This window comes from Ruixingdingia sedimenti (assembly GCF_031432425.1).
GTDB classification, from domain to species: Bacteria; Pseudomonadota; Alphaproteobacteria; order Rhodobacterales; family Rhodobacteraceae; genus Ruixingdingia; species Ruixingdingia sedimenti.
This window is the reverse complement of sequence record NZ_JAVKPH010000032.1, coordinates 18,186-34,776: the sequence shown is the minus strand read 5'-3', so window position 1 is coordinate 34,776 and position 16,591 is coordinate 18,186. Positions and strand designations below refer to the sequence as shown.

The following is a 16,591-nucleotide window of genomic DNA, read 5'->3' as shown; positions in this document are numbered from 1 at the left end:
GCTTGCCAGTCGGCGCGGCCTTCCACGTCATGGCGGGGTCGAACCAGATCGTCAGAGAGCCGCGGCGCTTGAGCGCTGGGTTATAGGCGGGCCAGTTCCTGGTCTTGTAGATCGGGGGTGTCGGTCTGCTCATGCAGTCAAGCTACCACGCTGGATTCACGAGATGAATCCCTCACGCGATTTGTGCAACAGAGCCTGAAAAAGGCGATCAATTACGCGCTGAAGGCTTTCGAGCCGCTCCAGCGCTTCATCTTCGATGGCCGGATCGAAATCGACAACAACGCGGTCGAACGCTGCATGCGCGGCATTGCCCTGACCAAGAAAAACTCCCTTTTCGCGGGAAACAATGAGGCGGCAAAGGTCTGGGCCATCTATTGCAGCCTGATCGAAAGCGCCCGTCTGAATGGCGTGAACCCCCGTCGGTATCTCAACTGGGTGGTGGAGCAGATCGAGGCCAACAAGGGCGATGTCGATTACCGCTCGCTTCTGCCCTGGCACTGCCCGGTCGGTCGCACCGAGAACTGATCCATCACCGCCCCTGCCATTTTGGCGGGGGCGGCTCACCAGCGCATTTCAGCAGCCGGAATCCGCGAGGATTCCGGCCCGAAGGCGTTGCGGTTCGTTCAGCCGCTTTGACAAATGGCATTCCATCCCCGATCCTTGGTCTGTGCAGGACTGGAGGCTGTGAGTATTCCGCAACAGCAGAAAACCGTGCCAACCCCGAGCGCGCCAAGCCTGACCCAGCTGGAGGCGCAGGCCGCCGCACGAGCGGTCGTCAATCTTTTCCGCTTGTGGAATGTGACCGATATCGAAGCCCGGGATCTGCTCGGAGGTCTCCCCCGTCACACCTGGTCCAGGTGGAAGGCTCGTGACATCGGCCCGATCCGTCGTGATCTCGGCACGCGCCTGTCCCTTTATCTCGGCATACACAGCGCTCTGCGCCTTATCTTCGGTAACGACCGTGACCGCCTCTACGGCCGGATGCGGCGCGGCAACTCTGCTTTCGGAGGGGCCTCGGTGTTGGAGGTCATCTGCAATGGGCAGATGCTCGACCTCTGGCGGGTGCGGCAATTCCTCCATGGGGCCTGTGTCACTCATCGCGAAATCTAAGCCGAATCACGGCGTCTCTCGAACCCCAGAGTTGGCCTCTCAAGGCGTGCCGATGATTCTGGGCCAGCAGAATGGGGCCGATTTCGGAGACCTATGCACCGCTTACGGTCATTCCGCGACCAGGCGTCGCCCCCTTCGCTGGGGCGTGGGAAGAAACCCAGTGCCCATGCGGTAAATGAAAAGCTGGTTGAGTCGCCCCCTTCCCGGGGCGTGAGTAGAAACACCGTTCAGATGATGCCGTGAGGATCATCCAAGCAGCCGCCCCCTCCGCAGACGCCCGACATCCCCCTATCCCCCCGCGGCGCCGGATCCGCCGGCCGGTCCCCGAATCCCCCGCGACAAGCGGGGCGAACTCCGTCACACTGGCCCTACGACCCGGGCCGAGGACGGCACCGACGTTGCCGCCCCGCCCGGACCAGGTCTGGCGAGAGGAGGCTCAACATGGCCCGGAATGACCACGGCAACCCACAAGGCCGCTGCGCGGTGCTGGTCGGCCCGCAGGGCAGCGGCAAGACGACGCTTTTCGAGGACATGCTGTTCGCCGCCGGCGCCATTCCCCGGCGCGGCACCGTCAAGGACGGCACGACCACCGGCGACACCGGCGCCGAGGCGCGCGCGCGGCTGATGTCGACCGAGCCCAACATGGCGGCCTTCGACTATCTGGGCGACGGCTGGACGCTGATCGACTGCCCCGGCGCCGTCGATCTGGCCCATGACGCGCAATGCGCCATGGCGGTGGCCGATATCGTGGTGGTGGTGGCCGAACCCGTGTCCGACCGCGCCGCGGCGCTGGCGCCGGTGCTGAAGTTCCTCGACGACCGGGCCATTCCCCATCTGCTCTACGTCAACAAGATGGACCAGCCCGAGGCATCCGTCCGCGCCACGCTGCACGCGCTCCAGGCGGTGTCGGCCCGCCCGCTGGTCCTGCGCGCGATCCCGATCCGCGAGGGCGGGCGGATCACCGGCCATGTCGATCTGGTCAGCGAACGCGCCTTCCGCTGGAACCCGCACCGGCCGTCCGACCTGATCGCCCTGCCCGACGCGGCCCGCCCCGATGAGGCGCAGGCGCGCACCGAGATGCTGGAAAAGCTGGCCGATTTCGACGACGGGCTGATGGAGGATCTGCTGGAAGACACCGTTCCCCCGCCGGCCGAGATCTATGACAATCTGTCGCGCGATCTGGCCGCCGATCTGATCGTGCCGGTGTTCTTCGGTTCCGCCGAGAATGAAAACGGCATCACCCGGCTGATGAAGGCCCTGCGCCACGATGCCCCCGGCCCCGACGCCACCGCCGCGCGGCTGAACCTGCCCGCGGGCGAGCCGCTGGCGCAGGTGTTCCGCACCGCCTGGGCCGGGCAGCAGGGGAAACTGTCCTGGGCGCGCATCTGGCGGGGCGAGGTCAGGGACGGCGCCAGCCTGGGCGAGCGGGTGGGCGGCGTGCTGGCCCCCTTCGGCCGCAAGCTGACGCCGAAACCGGCGGCGCAGGCGGGCGAGGTCGTGGCGCTCGGCCGGCTGGCAGAGGCGCGCACGGGCGACCTGCTGACCCCGCAGGGCCGGCTTGCCGCCGACTGGCCGGACCCGCCCGAACCCGTCCATGCGCTGGCGATCCGGGCCGAACGGCCGTCGGACGAGGTGAAGCTGTCGGCCGCGCTCACCCGCCTGTGCGAGGAAGACCCCGCCCTGCGCTGCCGTCATCTGGCCGAAACCGGCGAGACCCTGCTGGAAGGACAGGGAGAAACGCATCTGGCCCTCGCGCTGGCGCGGATGAAGGCCGACAGCGGCCTGTCCGTCACCCGCGAACGCCCGCAGGTGCCGTTCCGCGAAACGATCACGCAGGGAACGACCATTCATGCGCGGCACAAGAAACAATCCGGCGGGCATGGCGAATTCGCCGATGTCACGCTGGAGATCCGCCCGCAGCCGCGCGGGGCGGGGTTCGCCTTCGACGACCGGATCACCGGGGGCGTGGTGCCGAAACAATATATCCCCGCCGTGCAGAAGGGGGTGGAGGCGTTCCTGACCAAGGGCCCGCTCGGCCATCCGATGGTGGATGTGGCGGTGACGCTGACCGATGGCGGCTATCACACGGTGGACAGTTCCGACATGGCCTTCCAGAAGGCCGCGCAGAAGGCGATGGCAGAGGCGATGCCGTCCTGCGGCAGCCTGCTGCTGGAACCCGTGTTGCAGGTGGCGCTGGCGGTGCCGTCGGAATTCACGCCGCGCGTGCAGCGCATCGTGACCGGGCGGCGCGGGCAGTTGCTGGGTTTCGACACCCGCCCGGGCTGGCCGGGCTGGGACGAGGTGCAGGCCCTGATCCCGCAGGCGGAAACCCATGACCTGATCGCGGAACTGCGGGCGGCGAGCCTCGGCACCGGCAGCTTCCGGTGCAGCTTTGCCCATCTGCAGGAAACCGTCCCCCCGCCCGCCGCCCGCGCGGCCCGGGGCTGACGGCCGGCCGGCCCCCGCCGCGAACGGGGGCCGGCGCCGCATCAGTTGCCGGCAGCGGCCTCGCGATAGGCTTTTAGCACATCGCTGCCCGGCTGGCCCGCGCCATCCATCGCCCGGGCCCAGTTTTCCGCGCTCTGCCGCAGCCGGCCGACGAATTCGTCCTTGGCCGCCCCCTCCAGCGCGGTGACGGTATAGCCCTCGCGCGCGGCGGTCTCGGCCCGCAGGGCCTTGTCGCCGTCCTCCACCCACTGGCAGAACGCGTGCTGCGCGGATAGCGCCGCATCGGCCATCATCGCGCGCTGGTCCTCGGTCAGGCGGTTCCAGGTCTGTTCGCTGATGGTCAGGAAGAACACGCCCGAACCGAAGTTCACACCGTCGACGGCATATTTCAGGATCGGCTGAAGATCGTATTGCGCCAGACCCGAATAGGGGAACACCGCCCCGTCCACCGTGCCGCGCGTGGCGGAATCATAGAGTTCCGTCGAGGCGACCTTGATCCCCACGCCGCCGATTTCCGCGATCGCCTTTTCCGCCGCCGGGCCGCTGGACCAGATCTTCAGCCCGCTGACATCGGCGAGGCTTTCGACCTTCTTGTCGCGGGTGAACAGCACATAGGGCGCGAGCATGTTGGCGTTCAGCACGCGCAGCCCCTTGGGCTCGAATTCCAGCGCGGACAGAAGACCGCCGGGCCGGGTCAGCGTCCACATCTTCGCCGATCCCTCGCAGGCGTTGCCGGCGCCTTCGGGCAGTTCGCCGACCGAGGTCAGCGGAAACTTCGCCGCATAATGCCCGGTGATCACGACACCCAGATCGGCCAGACCGCTGCTCATCGTCGCCGGGACATCCTTGCCGAGCTGCCCGGCGGGATAGCTTTCGAACCTGAACGCGCCGTTCGACCGCTGTTCGAGATCCGCGATGAAGCGGTCGACCAGCTGCACCGAGATATAGTGTTTGGCGGGCAGGACGCTGCCCACCTTGAGCGTGATCGCCTCCTGCGCCATCGCGCCGGGCGCCACGCCGCAAAGCGCCATCGCGGCCCCCGCCAGAAGCGCCGCCTTCACCCGTGACATGCCTTTTTCCATGTTTCCATCCTCTCCCGGCCCGACTGATCCCCGACGTTCCGCAGGCCCTGCCGAAGAGGAAAACCCGCGGGCATAGATTTCGTTACTCGAAACCATATACCGCAATGCAAAATAATCAGCCGGAAATAGCGCAGCCGGCGCCCTGCCCGGCTGCATGGCGTTTCGGCCCGCCCGCGGATTTCCCGCCCTAGTCAACATATATGTTGACGAACCGGCATCGAGTCGGCAGAGTGCCGGTATCGGGCGGGGTCATGCCCGCTCAGGCACGTGAGTCCTGCTGCGGCACCCGGCCCGGCAGACCCCGGACGACGGAGGAACAGGGATGGATGCGATAGACACGGCGCAGGATCCGACGCTCGACGACCTGCTGTCGGACGAGGCGATCAACCGGCCGTTCGACTATTACCGGCGGCTGCGCGATACCCATCCCGTCCTGTGGAACGCGCGGTGGAACGGATGGATCGTCACCGGCTACGACGCCGTGGTCGCGGGCTATCGCGATGCCGAACGGCTTTCCTCGGACAGGTTCACCGGCCCCTTCGGCGCCGAGATGCGGGCGTCGGAAACCAAGTACACGCAGCTGATCGGTTTCCTGTCGCGCTTCTTCGTCTGGAAGGATCCGCCCTACCACACCCGGATGCGGATGCTGGTCAACAAAGCCTTCACCCCGAAAAGCGTGGAACTGCTGCGCCCGCGCGTCCGCGCGCTGGTCCGGGATCTGGGCGAACCGCTGCGCGGGCGCGAGGATGTGGATTTCATGTCCGAATTCGCCTTCACCCTGCCGGTGGTGGTGATCGCCGAATTCCTCGGCATCCCCCCCGAGGCGCGGTTCGAGGTGCGCGACTGGTCCAACGACCTCGGCGGCGTGGTGTTCACGGGCGGCGCCGACGACAGCCGCTTCGTCAAGGGCGAGGCCGCCATGGGCAAGCTGGTGGATTTCCTGCGCCCGATCATCCGCGACCGGCTGCGCGCGCCCAAGGACGACCTGATCACCCGCCTCTGCCAGGCCGAGGAAAACGGCGTCCGGCTGGACGAGGAAGACATCATCGCCAACACCGTGCTGATGGTCTTTGCCGGGCACGAGACGACGATGAACCTGCTTGCCAGCGGCATGATCGCCTTCGACCGCTTTCCCGACCAGTGGCAGCGGCTGCGGCAGGATCCCTCGCTCGCCCGGACCGCGACCGAGGAGATGCTGCGCTACGACGGCCCCATCAAGGGGCTGGGTCGGTGGGCCAAGGTGCCGTTCGAATTCTTCGGCCGCGAGATCCGGCAGGGCGACCGCATGCTGTTGATGCAGCATGCCGCCAATCACGATCCGGCGGCCTTCGAGAACCCCGACGGTTTCGACATCGCCCGCTGGCCCAACCGCCATGCGGGGTTCGGCCAGGGGGTGCATACCTGCCTGGGCGCGCCGCTCGCGCGGCTGGAGGTGCAGGAGGCGCTGACCTGGCTTGCCGCCAATTTCGGCCGGGTGGAGGTGCTGGACAAGGAACTCCGCTATGCCCGCACGGTCGTGGCGCGGGCGGTCGAGGGCCTTCATGTCAGGTTCCACGACACATGACGGGCGGGGGCGGGAAAATCGTCCATGTCCGCGTGGACCACGACCTTTGCGCCGGCGTCGGGATGTGCGTCCAGTTCGCGCCCGCGGGCTTCCGGTTCGACGCCGCCGGGCAATCCGAATTCATCCCCGATGGCGGATGGAGCGTCAAGGCCCTGCAAGAGGCCGCCGATGCCTGCCCCATGAGCGCCATCACCCTCAGCTTCACCCCTGCCGACACCCCCTGAAACCGGGCGATCCGGCCCGGCGGCCTTTTGCAGACCCAAGATCAACACAGATGTTGAAAAACCGCATGCCCCATTCCGACCCGACCGGACAGCAGGTCCCGCCAAGGAGGCTCTTCAGATGAACCGCGCCCTACCCGTCCAGGAGCTTGATCCCGAAAGCACCTTCCGCCTCTGGCTCGAAACCTTCGAGGCCACGCTTTTGCAGCAGGACGACGCGGCGCTGGCGCGGATGTGCGGCGCGGAAAGCTATCTCAAGGACATGCTGGTGCTCGACTGGGACTACCGGGTCCACACCGGCCCCGAGGCCATCGGGCGGGCCATGGTCGAGGGGCACCGGCGCAGGGCGTTGCGCAACTTCCGCACCGCCCCGGGCCGCACCGCGCCGGTTCTGGTCCGCCGTGCGGGGCGCAATCTGATCGAGGGCTATTTCGCCTTCGACACCGACATCGGCACCTGCGACGGTTTCGTGCGGCTGGCCTGCCCGGACGGCAACCCCGCCTCGCTGCGGATCTGGCAGATCCTGTTCGCGCTGAACCACATCCACGGCTTTGCCGACCGGACGGGCGACAACCGGCCGCGCGGCGACAACTATTCCCAGATCACCTCGCCCGAAAACTGGTCGCAGGACCGCGAACGCGAACGCGCCTTCGCCGACCGCGATCCGCAGGTGCTGATCGTCGGCGCCGGGCAAGGCGGGCTGATCCTTGCGGCGCGACTGCGGCAGATGGGGGTGGACGCGCTGGTGATCGAGCGTACCGCCCGTCTGGGCGACGTCTGGCGCGCGCGCTACAACAACCTGACGCTGCACAACGAAACGACCGCGAACCATTTCCCCTACATGCCCTTTCCCGAAACCTGGCCGATGTGGCTGCCCAAGGACATGCTGGCGCTCTGGCTGGAATCCTATGCCGAATGCATGGAACTGAACGTCTGGACCGGCACCGAACTGACCGGCCACAGCCATGATCCCGTCACCGGCGAATGGTCCGTCACCCTGCGGCTGGCCGACGGGTCCGAACGGCGGATGCGCACGAAACATCTGGTCGCCGCCCTTGGCGTATCGGGCGGCGCACCGCGCAGGCCCACCCTGCCGGGGCTGGAGGATTTCGCGGGCACGGTGCTGCATTCGGGCGAATTCCGCAGCGGCCTCGACTGGGCCGGCAAGCGCGCGCTGGTCATCGGCACCGGCAACAGCGGCCATGACGTCGCGCAGGATCTGTATGTCAGCGGGGCCGAGGTGTCGATCATGCAGCGCGGGCCGACCTGCGTCGTCAGCCTCGAACCGAGCGCGGCGATCAGCTATGCGGTCTTTGCCGAGGGGCGGCCGGTCGAGGATGTGGACCTGATGATCGCCTCGATCCCCTATCCGGTGCTGATCGAATCCTACCAGCACATCACCCGCAAGACCGACAGGCTCGACAAGGATCTGCTCGAGGGGCTGAAATCCGTGGGGTTCAAGCTGACCTCGGGCGCGGACGGCACCGGGTTTCAGCTGCTCTACCTGCGCGGGGCGGGCGGCTATTACATCGACGTGGGATGCAGCCGCCTGATCATCGACCGCAAGATCCCGCTGTTGCAGGCCGAGGACATGGACCGCTTCGTCCCCGAGGGGCTGCGGATGAAGGACGGATCGGTGGTGCCCTGCGATCTGGTGGTCACCGCGACCGGGTTCGAGGGCATGCAGGGCGCCATCCGCGACCTGATGGGCGAAGAGATCGCCGCGCGGGTCGGGCCGGTCTGGGGCTTCGATGCGGATTTCAACATGCGCAACATGTGGAAACGCACCGGCCAGCCCGGCTTCTGGATCATGGGCGGCGCGATCACCGAGGCGCGGCTGTTCTCGCGCTATCTCGCGCTTCAGATCAAGGCGTCGCTGGACGGGCTGATGCCGGCCTGACCGGGCGGATCGCAGCAGGGGGAACGACATGGACCAGGGGGCAGGCACGGCGGCACATGCCCGGCGCTTTGCGCTGGACGGCAAGGTGGCGCTGGTCACGGGTGCGGCGCAGGGGATCGGGCTGGCGATCGCGCAGGGCTATGCCGCGGCGGGGGCAGAGGTCGTCCTGTCCGACCGCAGCCCGGCGGTGGCCGATGCGGCGGACGCCCTGCGCGCGGGGGGCTTCCGCGCCCATGCCGTGACCGCCGATGTGACCGACCCGGCCGGGGTGGACCGGATGTTCCGGTTCGTGACGGAACAGGCGGGCGGGCTGGACGTGCTGGTGAACAACGCCGCGATCCTGATCGCGGCACCCGCGCGCCGGATCGACCGCGCCGGCTGGACCCGCACCATCGACACCAACCTGACCGCCTGTTTCTTCGCCGCGCAGGCCGCCGCGGCGCTGATGGAACCGCGGGGCGGCGGGGCCATCGTCAACCTCAGCTCCATCGTCGGGCGGCAGGCGCGCAAGCACCTGTCGGCCTATATCGCCGCCAAGGCGGGCATCGACGGGCTGACGCGCGCGCTGGCCGGGGAACTGGCGGGAACCGGGATCACCGTCAACGCCATCGCGCCGGGCTTCATCACCACGGACATGAGCCGCACCGGCAGCCCGGCGTTCGAACAGCAGATCGCCGGCCGGATCCCCAGCCGGCGATGGGGCACGCCCGAGGACATCGCGGGCGTCGCGGTGTTCCTGGCCACCGGGGCGGCCAGCTATGTCAACGGGCAGACGCTTTATGTCGATGGCGGTTTCACGGCTTTCGGCACGTAATCAACATCAATGTTGATGAAGGGACTCATCAATGTTACGAAACAGGGACAGAGAGGGGGAACGCAGCGTGGCCGGTTCGGGACGACAGGCGCATATCCACGGCGCCGCCATCACCACCTCCTGGCGCGATGCGTCCAGAAGCCTGACCGATCTCATCTTCGACGGGGTAAGCGCGGCGCTGGCCGATGCCGGGACACCCATCGCCGCGGTGGATTCGGTCGTGCTCGCCGCCCATGACCTGATCGACGGGCGGTCGCTGTCCAGCATGGTGACGGCCCCCGCCGCCGGGGCCTATCTGCGCGACGAGATCCGCCTGTCCGAGGACGGGCTGGCCGCGGCCTCGTTCGGCGCGGCGCGGATCGAGGCGGGGGAATCCGCCGTCACCATCGTCGCGGCCTGGGGCCGGGCGAGCGAGGGCGACCCCGCCGCGGTGTCGCGCGCCGGGTTCGACCCGTTCCTGCAACAGCCCTTCGGCCTGTCCGACACCGAGGTTTCGGCCTTCCGCCTGTCGCGCTGGATGGCCCGCCATGGCGATGCCGCAGAGGCGCGCGCAGAGGCCGCGCGCAGCCGGCGCGCCCGCGCCGCCGCCAACCCGGCCGCCCTGCGGGCCGACAGCGGCGCGCGGCACGAAAGCTTCCCCCTGCGGCCGGGCGAAGGGCCGCGCCGGGCGGATGTGGTGGCGGCGATGGTGATCGGCGCGGCCCCCGGCGCCGTCCGCATCGCGGGCGTCGGCCATGGCACCGACGCCACCGCGGTCGGCGACCGCGACCTGCTGGCGATGCCCGCCCTGCGCACCGCCACCGGGGCCGCGCTTGCGGCGGCGGGGCTGACCCTCGGCGACATCGGCCTGTACGAAATCGACGGCATGACCCTTGCCGACGAGGCATTGGCGCTGGAATCGCTCGGCCTCTGCCCGCCGGGCGGGGGGTTTCGCGCCCTAACGGCCGATCACGTCAACCCCTCGGGCGGGTCCGAGGCGGGATGGTGCTATCCGGCGATGGGGCTGGTCCGGCTGATCGACTGTTACACCCGCCTGCGGGCCGCCGCAGCCCCAACCGCAGGCACGCCGCGCCGGGCGCTGGCCACCGGCCTCGGCGCAGGCGGCGCGCAGACCGCCACCGCGATGATCCTGGAGGCCGCATGACCGACCCCGTTGCCATCCTCGGCGTGGGCCAGACCCGATACCGCCGCCGCCATTCCGACAAGAACACCGCCGAACTGGTGCGCGAGGCCGCCGCCGCCGCCCTTGCCGATGCCGGGATCGGCCTCGACGGGATCGACCTCATCGTCGGCGGCGTCGCCCCCGACGCGCTGGCGGGGCTGGCCAATATCGACCTGATGTCCATCGCCCGGCCCGGCATTCCCTATATGCGCATCAACACCGGCGGGGCCACCGGATCCTCGGCCCTGCTGGCGGGGATGACATGGATCGCCGCCGGGCGCGGCAAGGCGGTGCTGGTCGTCGCGGTCGAACGCATGGGGCACGCCACCACCGCGCAGAACATCTTCAACTCGATCTTCGATCCGATCTACGAAAAGGACATCAGCATGAGCACGATCAGCATGGTCGCGCTGCGCGCCACGCTGATGATGCAGAAATACGGCTTCACCTCTGACCACTGGGCGCAGCTTGCCGCCCGCAACGCCGCCGTATCCGCCCTGAACGACACGATCGAGCGGCCGCGCGTCTTCACCGCCGATCAGGTGCGCGGGTCGGCCATCCTCGCCTGGCCGATCCACGCGCTCGAAGCCTGCCCGACCACCGAGGGCGCCTGCGCCGTGGTCCTGACCCATGCCGCGCTGGTGGGCGACCGCACGCCCGCCTGGATCCACGGCACCGGCGCCTTCAGCGACACCTATGCCATGGGCGACCGTTTCCACCGCCCCGAAGGCGCGCTGGACAACCTGATCACGCTGGAACGCGCGGCCCGCAAGGCCTATGGGCAGGCCGGGATCACCGATCCCCTGGCCGCGCTCGACATGGTGGAAATCCAGGCCCCCTTCGCCAGTTCCGAGGTCATGGCCTATATGGCGCTCGGCCTCTGCACGCCGGAGGACAACGTGGCCTTCACCGAACGCGCCATCGCGGGCACGGCCGGGGTCGCCTTCCAGCCCTCGGGCGGTCCGCAGGCCTGCAACCCGGTCAGCGCCACCGCCCTGATCCGCATCACCGAAGCCGCGTTGCAGATCCGCGGCCGGGCGGGGGCGCGGCAGATCGACGGGATCCGGCGCACCCTGTCCACCGGTCAGGGGGGCGCCACGCAATTTTCCACCGCCGTCATCCTTGGCGCCGAAAAACCGTGAGGAAGGTCATGGACATGCCTGCCGCAGAGCCGCTGGTCATCCCCGGCAACTGGAACTTCGACTACCGCTATTTCGCCGGCGACACCGCCACCCGGTTCTTCGCCGAACTGCGCGACAACGCCCGCATCATGGGCACCCGCAACCCGGTGACGGGCCAGGTGATGGTGCCCGCGCGGTCGTTTTCCGATGCCGATTACGTGGCCGCCACCGAATGGGTCGAGGTCGGGCAGGAAGGGCGGCTCGAAGTGTTCTCGATCATCGCGACGCAGTTCCCCGGCCTGCCCGCCCCCCCGTTCATCATCGGTTATGTCACGCTCGACGGCGCCGATACGGCGGTGCTGAACCATGTCACCGGCGTCGATCTGACCGACATCGACCGGGCCGCCCGACAGCTGCTGCGCCAGCCCCGGGTGCGGGTGGTGTTCAAGGATGCGCGCGAGGGCCGGATCACCGATTTCCATTTCGAGGTGATCCCGGATACGGGCACGGCGACTGGCACGGGCGCGGCATGAACGCCCGCTACGACTGGGGCCCCGCGGACGAGGCCGGCGCGCGCAATCTGGTGGACCGGGCCGCCACCCTGCGCGGGCTGGCGGCGGTGCGGTCGGGCATCGTGGTGCCCCTGGCGATAGAGATCGAGGGCGGCAAGCGCGGCCCGGTGCCGGACATGCGCGCCCCGGTGCAGCATTTCATGATCCGGGACGGCGGCGACTATGCCGCCGGGCTGCCCGAACGCCACGGCTTCGGCTTCAGCGACGATGCGATCCTGCTGCCGACCCATGGCACCACCCATATCGACGCGCTGAGCCATGTGATCCGCGGCGGCACGATCTACAACGGCTTTTCCGCCAACACGATCACCAGCCGGGGCGCCAGCCGCTGCGGCATCGACAAGCTGGACCCGATCGTGACCCGGGGGATCTTCGTCGACCTTGCCCCCCCGCCCGGATCGGAACAGGCGCAGGCCATATCGGCCCGCCGGCTTGCCGATGCGGTCGCCGCGACCGGGATTGCGCCCGCGCCGGGCGACGCGCTGCTGGTGCGCACCGGCTGGCTGGCCGAATGGCGGGCGGGGCGGGCCGATCCGCTGCGCGCCACGGGGCTGCATCACGATTGCGCCGACTGGATCCTGTCGCAGGGTTTCGCGCTGGTCGCCGCCGACAATGTGGCGGTCGAGGTGCTGCCTTCGCACGATCCCGACAGCGCCGTGCCGCTGCACCTGCGGCTGACGCATGCGCATGGGGTCTACCTCGCCGAACTGCTGGATCTGGAGGCGCTGGCGGCGCATGGGCAGGCGGCGTTCCAGCTGATCGTCGCGCCCCTGCGGATCAAGGGTGGCGTGGGCAGCCCGATCACCCCCGTCGCGGTGCTATGACCAGGGCGCAACCCCGGCGCGGGCCGGCGCCGATGACCCCCATCGCGCAGCTGGCCGACATCGCGGACCATTTCCGCCCCGGCGCCGGCGTCGTCGTCCATACCGGCTGCGCCGCGCCCCCGCGGCTGTCGGCGCAACTGGCCGGGCTTGCGGCGGCGGCGGGCCCGTTCCGGCTGTTCGACCTGTGCACCGTCGGCACGCCGCCCTTCGCCCCGGGGGTCGATGCGGGCGCGCTGCGGATGACCACCTTCGTGCCCGGCCGGGCGCTGCGGGGCGCGCTGCGCGACGGCAAGGTCGAGGTGATCCGCCACCCGCTGTCGCAGGCCCCGGGCTGGCTGGCGGGCGGGGCCTTCGCGCCCGACATCCTGCTGCTGCACCTGTCGCCGCCCGACGACCGGGGGCGGCATTCCCTGGGCGTCTCGGTCGATGCGATGCGCGCGGCGCTGCGCCGGGCGCGGCTGGTGGTGGCGGAAATCAACCCGAACATGCCGCGCACGCGGGGCGATACCCTGCTGTCGCCCGACGAGATCGACTTTTTCCTGACCGGCGACGCGCCGGTGCAGACGGCCCCACCGTCGCGGGGCGACGCGACCGACGCCGCCATCGCCGACCATCTGGCCGGGCTGATCGGCAACGGCGATGTGCTGCAACTCGGCATCGGCACCATCCCCGACCTGACCGCGCGGCGGCTGACCCATTGCCGCGATCTGGGCCTGCACAGCGGCATCATCACCGAGGCGGTCCAGCCCCTGATCGAGGGCGGGGCGATCACCAATGCCACGAAATCCGCGTTCCGGGGCCGGTCGGTGGCGACGATGGCGGCGGGATCGGCCGGGTTCTACGCCTTTCTGCACGACAACCCGGCGGTCGAGTTCCACCCCTGCGACCTGACCCATGCGGCGCCGACACTGGCGGCGATCCCGCGGCTCTGCGCCATCAACGGCGCGCTTGAGGTCGATCTTTCCGGCCGGGTCAATGCCGAATATCTGGGCGGGCGGCCGATTTCGGGCCCCGGCGGCCAGCCCGATTTCGCCCGCGCCGCCGCCGCCATGCCCGGCGGCAAGAGCATCATCGCCCTGCGCGCCGCCGCCAGGGACGGCAGCGCCAGCAACATCCGCCCCGCGCTGGACGGCCCGGCGACGCTGGCCGCCCGCGACGTGACCCATGTGGTGACGGAACATGGCGTGGCGCGGATCGCCGGGCTTGCGGGATCGGCGCTGCAACATGCCCTTGCAGGCATCGCCGCACCGCAGTTCCGCGACGACCTGCGCCGCGCCCGGCTATGACCCGTCGGCCCGCGGCCGTCTGGCATTGCGGATGACCGGCGAATCCGCCCGCAGGGCGATGCAGGCGTTTTCCAGTTCCGGCACCAGCGCCAGCCCCGTGCGCGTCCAGTCGTCGTCCGGGGCCTTGCGCGCCTCGTATTCCGCACGTTCGCGCATGCGCAGGAAGGTGGTCAGCGTATGCGCCGCCGTCAGGTCCAGCATCAGCGACATGAAATGCGTGCACCCCCGCGTCCGGCCCATCACGTCGAGCACCCGGGCCCGGAACCCCGCCCCGATCCGCGCGCCGACCATCTGGCGCACCGGATCGAGGCTCACCGCGCATTCGGGATAGGGGTGAAGGATCGCCCGCGGCTCGATCTCCAGGATTTCCAGCCCGGGGATCGTCAGGACGCCCGCGATTTCCAGCGCATGGATGGTCTCGACCCCGGTGTCCGAGGGGCTGGTGTCCTCCAGCCCCAACAGGAAACGGGCCCTCGTGGCGTCGATCGGCTCGACCTCCAGCCACTTCTTCCGCCGTGCCGTGCGCATGTTTCCCCCCGATCAATGCGGAAAGGGCCAGAGCCGGAAGAACCGCTCGCCCTTGCGATAGATATGGGCCAGCCCGCGGGGCTGATAGATGAGGAACAGGATGATGGTCGTGCCCAGAACCACGTTCACAAGCGGAAAGGCGATGTCATAGCGCGCCCCGGGCAGATAGCCGACCAGCACCGGCCCGCCGATCATCAGCAGTTCCTGCACCAGCCGCAACGCGATGGCACCCAGCACCGCGCCCAGGATCGACCCCATGCCGCCCACGATCAGCATGCCCAGAAACCAGATCGACTCGAACAGGGTGAACTGCTCGAAATGGACGAAGCGGTTTTCATAGGCCAGAAGCGCCCCCGCCGTCCCGGCGAAGAACGAGGCGATGCCGAAGGACACGACCTTGTAATAGGTCACGTTGATCCCCGTCACCTCTGCCGCAAGATCGTTGTCGCGCACCGCGACGAAGGCCCGGCCCAGACGGCTGCGCAGGATGAACACGCCCGCGAAACAGGCCGCCACCACGAAGGGCAGCACCATGTAATAGAACCCTTCGGGCGTGTTGATCGGGGTGCCGAAGATCACCGGCGTGGGCATCGCGATCCCCGCCGAGGCGCCGAACCACCCGGCGGGAAGCCGCACGATCGAGAATTCGAAGATGAACTGCGCCGCCAGCGTCGTCAGCGCCAGATAGAACCCCTTGATCCGCGCCGCCGGCAGGCCGAACAGCATGCCGAACAGCGTCGCCCCCACCGCACCGGCCAGGATCGGCAGCGGAAACGGCACCCCGAGCCTGGCCGCGGCGATGGCCGCGAAATAGCCGCCGACCCCCATGAAGGCCGATTGCCCGACGCTGACCTGCCCCGAAAGGCCGACGAGGATCTGAAGCCCGATGACCGCGACGATGGTGATGCCGGTGACGGTGGCAAAGCGGGTCCAGGCGCCGCCCGCCACCTGCGGATACAGCAGCAGCCCCACCGCCAGCAGGATCAGCGCGGCCCATTGCCAGCGCGTCCGTATCAGGCGCATGTCGTTGCGGTAGCTTTCCGAGAAATCCCCACAGGCGCGATACATCCGTCAGATCCTTTCCACGTGTTTCCAGCCGAACAGGCCCTGCGGCCGGATCATCAGCAGCACCAGCATCAGTGCGAACGGAAAGATCAGCGAGGCCCCGCCCTCTGTCAGCGGGTCGAGCCAGCGCGCCGCGGCCGCCTGCCCCACGCCCACGATGATGCCGCCGATCAGCACCCCGCCGATGGTTTCCAGCCCCGCCAGCAGCACCACCGGCAGCGCGACGAAGGCGATGGAGGCGACATCGCCGCTGACCATCCGCCCGCCCATGAACACCGCCGCCGCCACCGTCGAGATGACGCCCGACACGGCCCAGGACACGGCGATGGAGGCCCGCACGTTCACCCCGAGCGAACGCGCGGTCTGGTGGCTTTCGGCCACCGCCGTCATCAGCAGCCCGGTGCGCGTCGCGTTGAAGAACCAGGCCAGCCCCGCGATCAGCGCCACGATCAGCGCGGTGCCGACCAGAACCGACTCGCGCACGTTCACGCCGGCGATCCGCCAGCGGTCGCGCCCGAAAAGTTCGGGGAAGATCTGCGGCTCGGCGCCGATCAGGATATGCCCCAGCCCGTTCATCACCAGCAGCACCCCGAGCGTCGCCATGAACAGCGCCATTTCCGGCTGCCCGACAAGGCGGCGCAGCACCAGCCGTTCGACCGCAAGGCCCACCAGCGCCATGCCGATGCCCGACAGCACCAGCGCCGTCCAGGGGCTGAACCCCGCCCCCATCAGCGCCACCATCATGAAGGTGGCGATCATCACCATCTCGCCCTGGGCGATGTTGAACACCCGGCCCGAACGGTAGATCACGTTGAACCCCACGGCGACCGCGGCATAGATCGCGCCGGTGGTGACGCCGGTGTAGAGCACCCGCAAGACGATTTCCAAGGTCAT

16 protein-coding genes and 1 pseudogene are annotated in these 16,591 nt (G+C 68.9%); 12 read left to right on the top strand and 5 right to left on the bottom strand.

Annotation, left to right across the window (positions count from 1 at the left end):
- Nucleotides 1-133: pseudogene (locus tag RGD00_RS19175) on the bottom strand (IS5/IS1182 family transposase); the annotation flags it as partial.
- A 50-nt stretch (nt 134-183) separates the two neighbouring features.
- On the opposite strand from RGD00_RS19175, the gene RGD00_RS19170 reads away from it, so the two are divergent.
- The 3 genes from RGD00_RS19170 (at nt 184) to RGD00_RS19160 (ending at nt 3,558) form a co-directional block, all read left to right on the top strand.
- Complete coding sequence (locus tag RGD00_RS19170) at nt 184-525, top strand: IS66 family transposase (RefSeq protein ID WP_310458885.1); 342 nt, start codon at nt 184-186, stop codon at nt 523-525.
- A 159-nt stretch (nt 526-684) separates the two neighbouring features.
- The gene (locus tag RGD00_RS19165; protein WP_310458884.1) at nt 685-1,110 is read left to right on the top strand and encodes an antitoxin Xre-like helix-turn-helix domain-containing protein; all 426 of its coding nucleotides are present in this window, start codon (nt 685-687) and stop codon (nt 1,108-1,110) included.
- Between the two features lie 441 nt (nt 1,111-1,551).
- Complete coding sequence (locus tag RGD00_RS19160; RefSeq protein ID WP_310458883.1) at nt 1,552-3,558, top strand: elongation factor G; 2,007 nt, start codon at nt 1,552-1,554, stop codon at nt 3,556-3,558.
- Nucleotides 3,559-3,599: 41 nt separating this feature from the next.
- Here RGD00_RS19160 and dctP read toward each other — a convergent pair whose 3' ends face one another.
- A complete protein-coding gene (gene dctP / locus RGD00_RS19155) occupies nt 3,600-4,628 on the bottom strand; it encodes a TRAP transporter substrate-binding protein DctP (protein ID WP_310458882.1) in 1,029 nt (342 codons plus the stop codon).
- A 334-nt stretch (nt 4,629-4,962) separates the two neighbouring features.
- On the opposite strand from dctP, the gene RGD00_RS19150 reads away from it, so the two are divergent.
- The 9 genes from RGD00_RS19150 to RGD00_RS19110 all read left to right on the top strand — a co-directional run bounded on the left by RGD00_RS19150 (nt 4,963) and on the right by RGD00_RS19110 (nt 14,104).
- Complete coding sequence (locus RGD00_RS19150) at nt 4,963-6,204, top strand: cytochrome P450 (RefSeq protein ID WP_310458881.1); 1,242 nt, start codon at nt 4,963-4,965, stop codon at nt 6,202-6,204.
- Nucleotides 6,201-6,428, top strand: coding sequence for a ferredoxin (locus RGD00_RS19145; protein ID WP_310458880.1), 228 nt, complete (start codon nt 6,201-6,203; stop codon nt 6,426-6,428). Before RGD00_RS19150 ends, RGD00_RS19145 begins: the two co-directional genes overlap by 4 nt.
- Before the next feature lie 118 nt (nt 6,429-6,546).
- Nucleotides 6,547-8,325: a flavin-containing monooxygenase gene (locus RGD00_RS19140; RefSeq protein WP_310458879.1), complete on the top strand. Its 1,779-nt coding sequence runs from the start codon at nt 6,547-6,549 to the stop codon at nt 8,323-8,325.
- Between the two features lie 28 nt (nt 8,326-8,353).
- Nucleotides 8,354-9,139, top strand: coding sequence for an SDR family NAD(P)-dependent oxidoreductase (locus tag RGD00_RS19135; protein ID WP_310458878.1), 786 nt, complete (start codon nt 8,354-8,356; stop codon nt 9,137-9,139).
- Between the two features lie 67 nt (nt 9,140-9,206).
- Nucleotides 9,207-10,283, top strand: coding sequence for a thiolase C-terminal domain-containing protein (locus RGD00_RS19130; protein ID WP_310458877.1), 1,077 nt, complete (start codon nt 9,207-9,209; stop codon nt 10,281-10,283).
- A complete protein-coding gene (locus RGD00_RS19125; protein WP_310458876.1) occupies nt 10,280-11,443 on the top strand; it encodes a thiolase C-terminal domain-containing protein in 1,164 nt (387 codons plus the stop codon). Before RGD00_RS19130 ends, RGD00_RS19125 begins: the two co-directional genes overlap by 4 nt.
- An 8-nt stretch (nt 11,444-11,451) precedes the next feature.
- Entirely contained in the window at nt 11,452-11,955 is a 504-nt protein-coding gene (locus RGD00_RS19120) for a Zn-ribbon domain-containing OB-fold protein (RefSeq protein WP_310458875.1), read from the top strand.
- Nucleotides 11,952-12,818: a cyclase family protein gene (locus RGD00_RS19115; RefSeq protein WP_310458874.1), complete on the top strand. Its 867-nt coding sequence runs from the start codon at nt 11,952-11,954 to the stop codon at nt 12,816-12,818. The genes RGD00_RS19120 and RGD00_RS19115 overlap by 4 nt, the downstream gene beginning before the upstream one ends.
- Nucleotides 12,819-12,850: 32 nt before the next feature.
- Nucleotides 12,851-14,104, top strand: coding sequence for an acetyl-CoA hydrolase/transferase family protein (locus tag RGD00_RS19110; RefSeq protein ID WP_310458873.1), 1,254 nt, complete (start codon nt 12,851-12,853; stop codon nt 14,102-14,104).
- Here the strand turns inward: RGD00_RS19110 and RGD00_RS19105 are convergent.
- Genes RGD00_RS19105 through RGD00_RS19095 form a run of 3 tightly spaced genes read right to left on the bottom strand, consistent with a single transcriptional unit; the run spans nt 14,099 to nt 16,591 of the window.
- On the bottom strand, nt 14,099-14,632 hold the full coding sequence (locus RGD00_RS19105; RefSeq protein ID WP_310458872.1) for a DUF2889 domain-containing protein: 534 nt from the start codon (nt 14,630-14,632) through the stop codon (nt 14,099-14,101). The two genes, RGD00_RS19110 and RGD00_RS19105, sit on opposite strands and share 6 nt — an antisense overlap.
- Before the next feature lie 12 nt (nt 14,633-14,644).
- Nucleotides 14,645-15,700: a branched-chain amino acid ABC transporter permease gene (locus RGD00_RS19100; RefSeq protein ID WP_310458871.1), complete on the bottom strand. Its 1,056-nt coding sequence runs from the start codon at nt 15,698-15,700 to the stop codon at nt 14,645-14,647.
- Nucleotides 15,701-15,703: 3 nt separating this feature from the next.
- On the bottom strand, nt 15,704-16,591 hold the full coding sequence (locus RGD00_RS19095) for a branched-chain amino acid ABC transporter permease (RefSeq protein WP_310458870.1): 888 nt from the start codon (nt 16,589-16,591) through the stop codon (nt 15,704-15,706).

Bases quoted from the DNA above. Each gene is read 5' to 3' on its own strand.
- RGD00_RS19125 (WP_310458876.1), top strand. From the start codon at position 10,280: ATGACCGACCCCGTTGCCATCCTCGGCGTGGGCCAGACCCGATACCGC.
- RGD00_RS19145 (WP_310458880.1), top strand. From the start codon at position 6,201: ATGACGGGCGGGGGCGGGAAAATCGTCCATGTCCGCGTGGACCACGAC.
- RGD00_RS19095 (WP_310458870.1), bottom strand. From the start codon at position 16,591: ATGACCTTGGAAATCGTCTTGCGGGTGCTCTACACCGGCGTCACCACC.
- RGD00_RS19105 (WP_310458872.1), bottom strand. From the start codon at position 14,632: ATGCGCACGGCACGGCGGAAGAAGTGGCTGGAGGTCGAGCCGATCGAC.
- RGD00_RS19110 (WP_310458873.1), top strand. From the start codon at position 12,851: ATGACCCCCATCGCGCAGCTGGCCGACATCGCGGACCATTTCCGCCCC.
- RGD00_RS19140 (WP_310458879.1), top strand. From the start codon at position 6,547: ATGAACCGCGCCCTACCCGTCCAGGAGCTTGATCCCGAAAGCACCTTC.
- RGD00_RS19150 (WP_310458881.1), top strand. From the start codon at position 4,963: ATGGATGCGATAGACACGGCGCAGGATCCGACGCTCGACGACCTGCTG.
- RGD00_RS19120 (WP_310458875.1), top strand. From the start codon at position 11,452: ATGGACATGCCTGCCGCAGAGCCGCTGGTCATCCCCGGCAACTGGAAC.
- RGD00_RS19160 (WP_310458883.1), top strand. From the start codon at position 1,552: ATGGCCCGGAATGACCACGGCAACCCACAAGGCCGCTGCGCGGTGCTG.
- RGD00_RS19100 (WP_310458871.1), bottom strand. From the start codon at position 15,700: ATGTATCGCGCCTGTGGGGATTTCTCGGAAAGCTACCGCAACGACATG.
- dctP (WP_310458882.1), bottom strand. From the start codon at position 4,628: ATGTCACGGGTGAAGGCGGCGCTTCTGGCGGGGGCCGCGATGGCGCTT.
- RGD00_RS19115 (WP_310458874.1), top strand. From the start codon at position 11,952: ATGAACGCCCGCTACGACTGGGGCCCCGCGGACGAGGCCGGCGCGCGC.
- RGD00_RS19135 (WP_310458878.1), top strand. From the start codon at position 8,354: ATGGACCAGGGGGCAGGCACGGCGGCACATGCCCGGCGCTTTGCGCTG.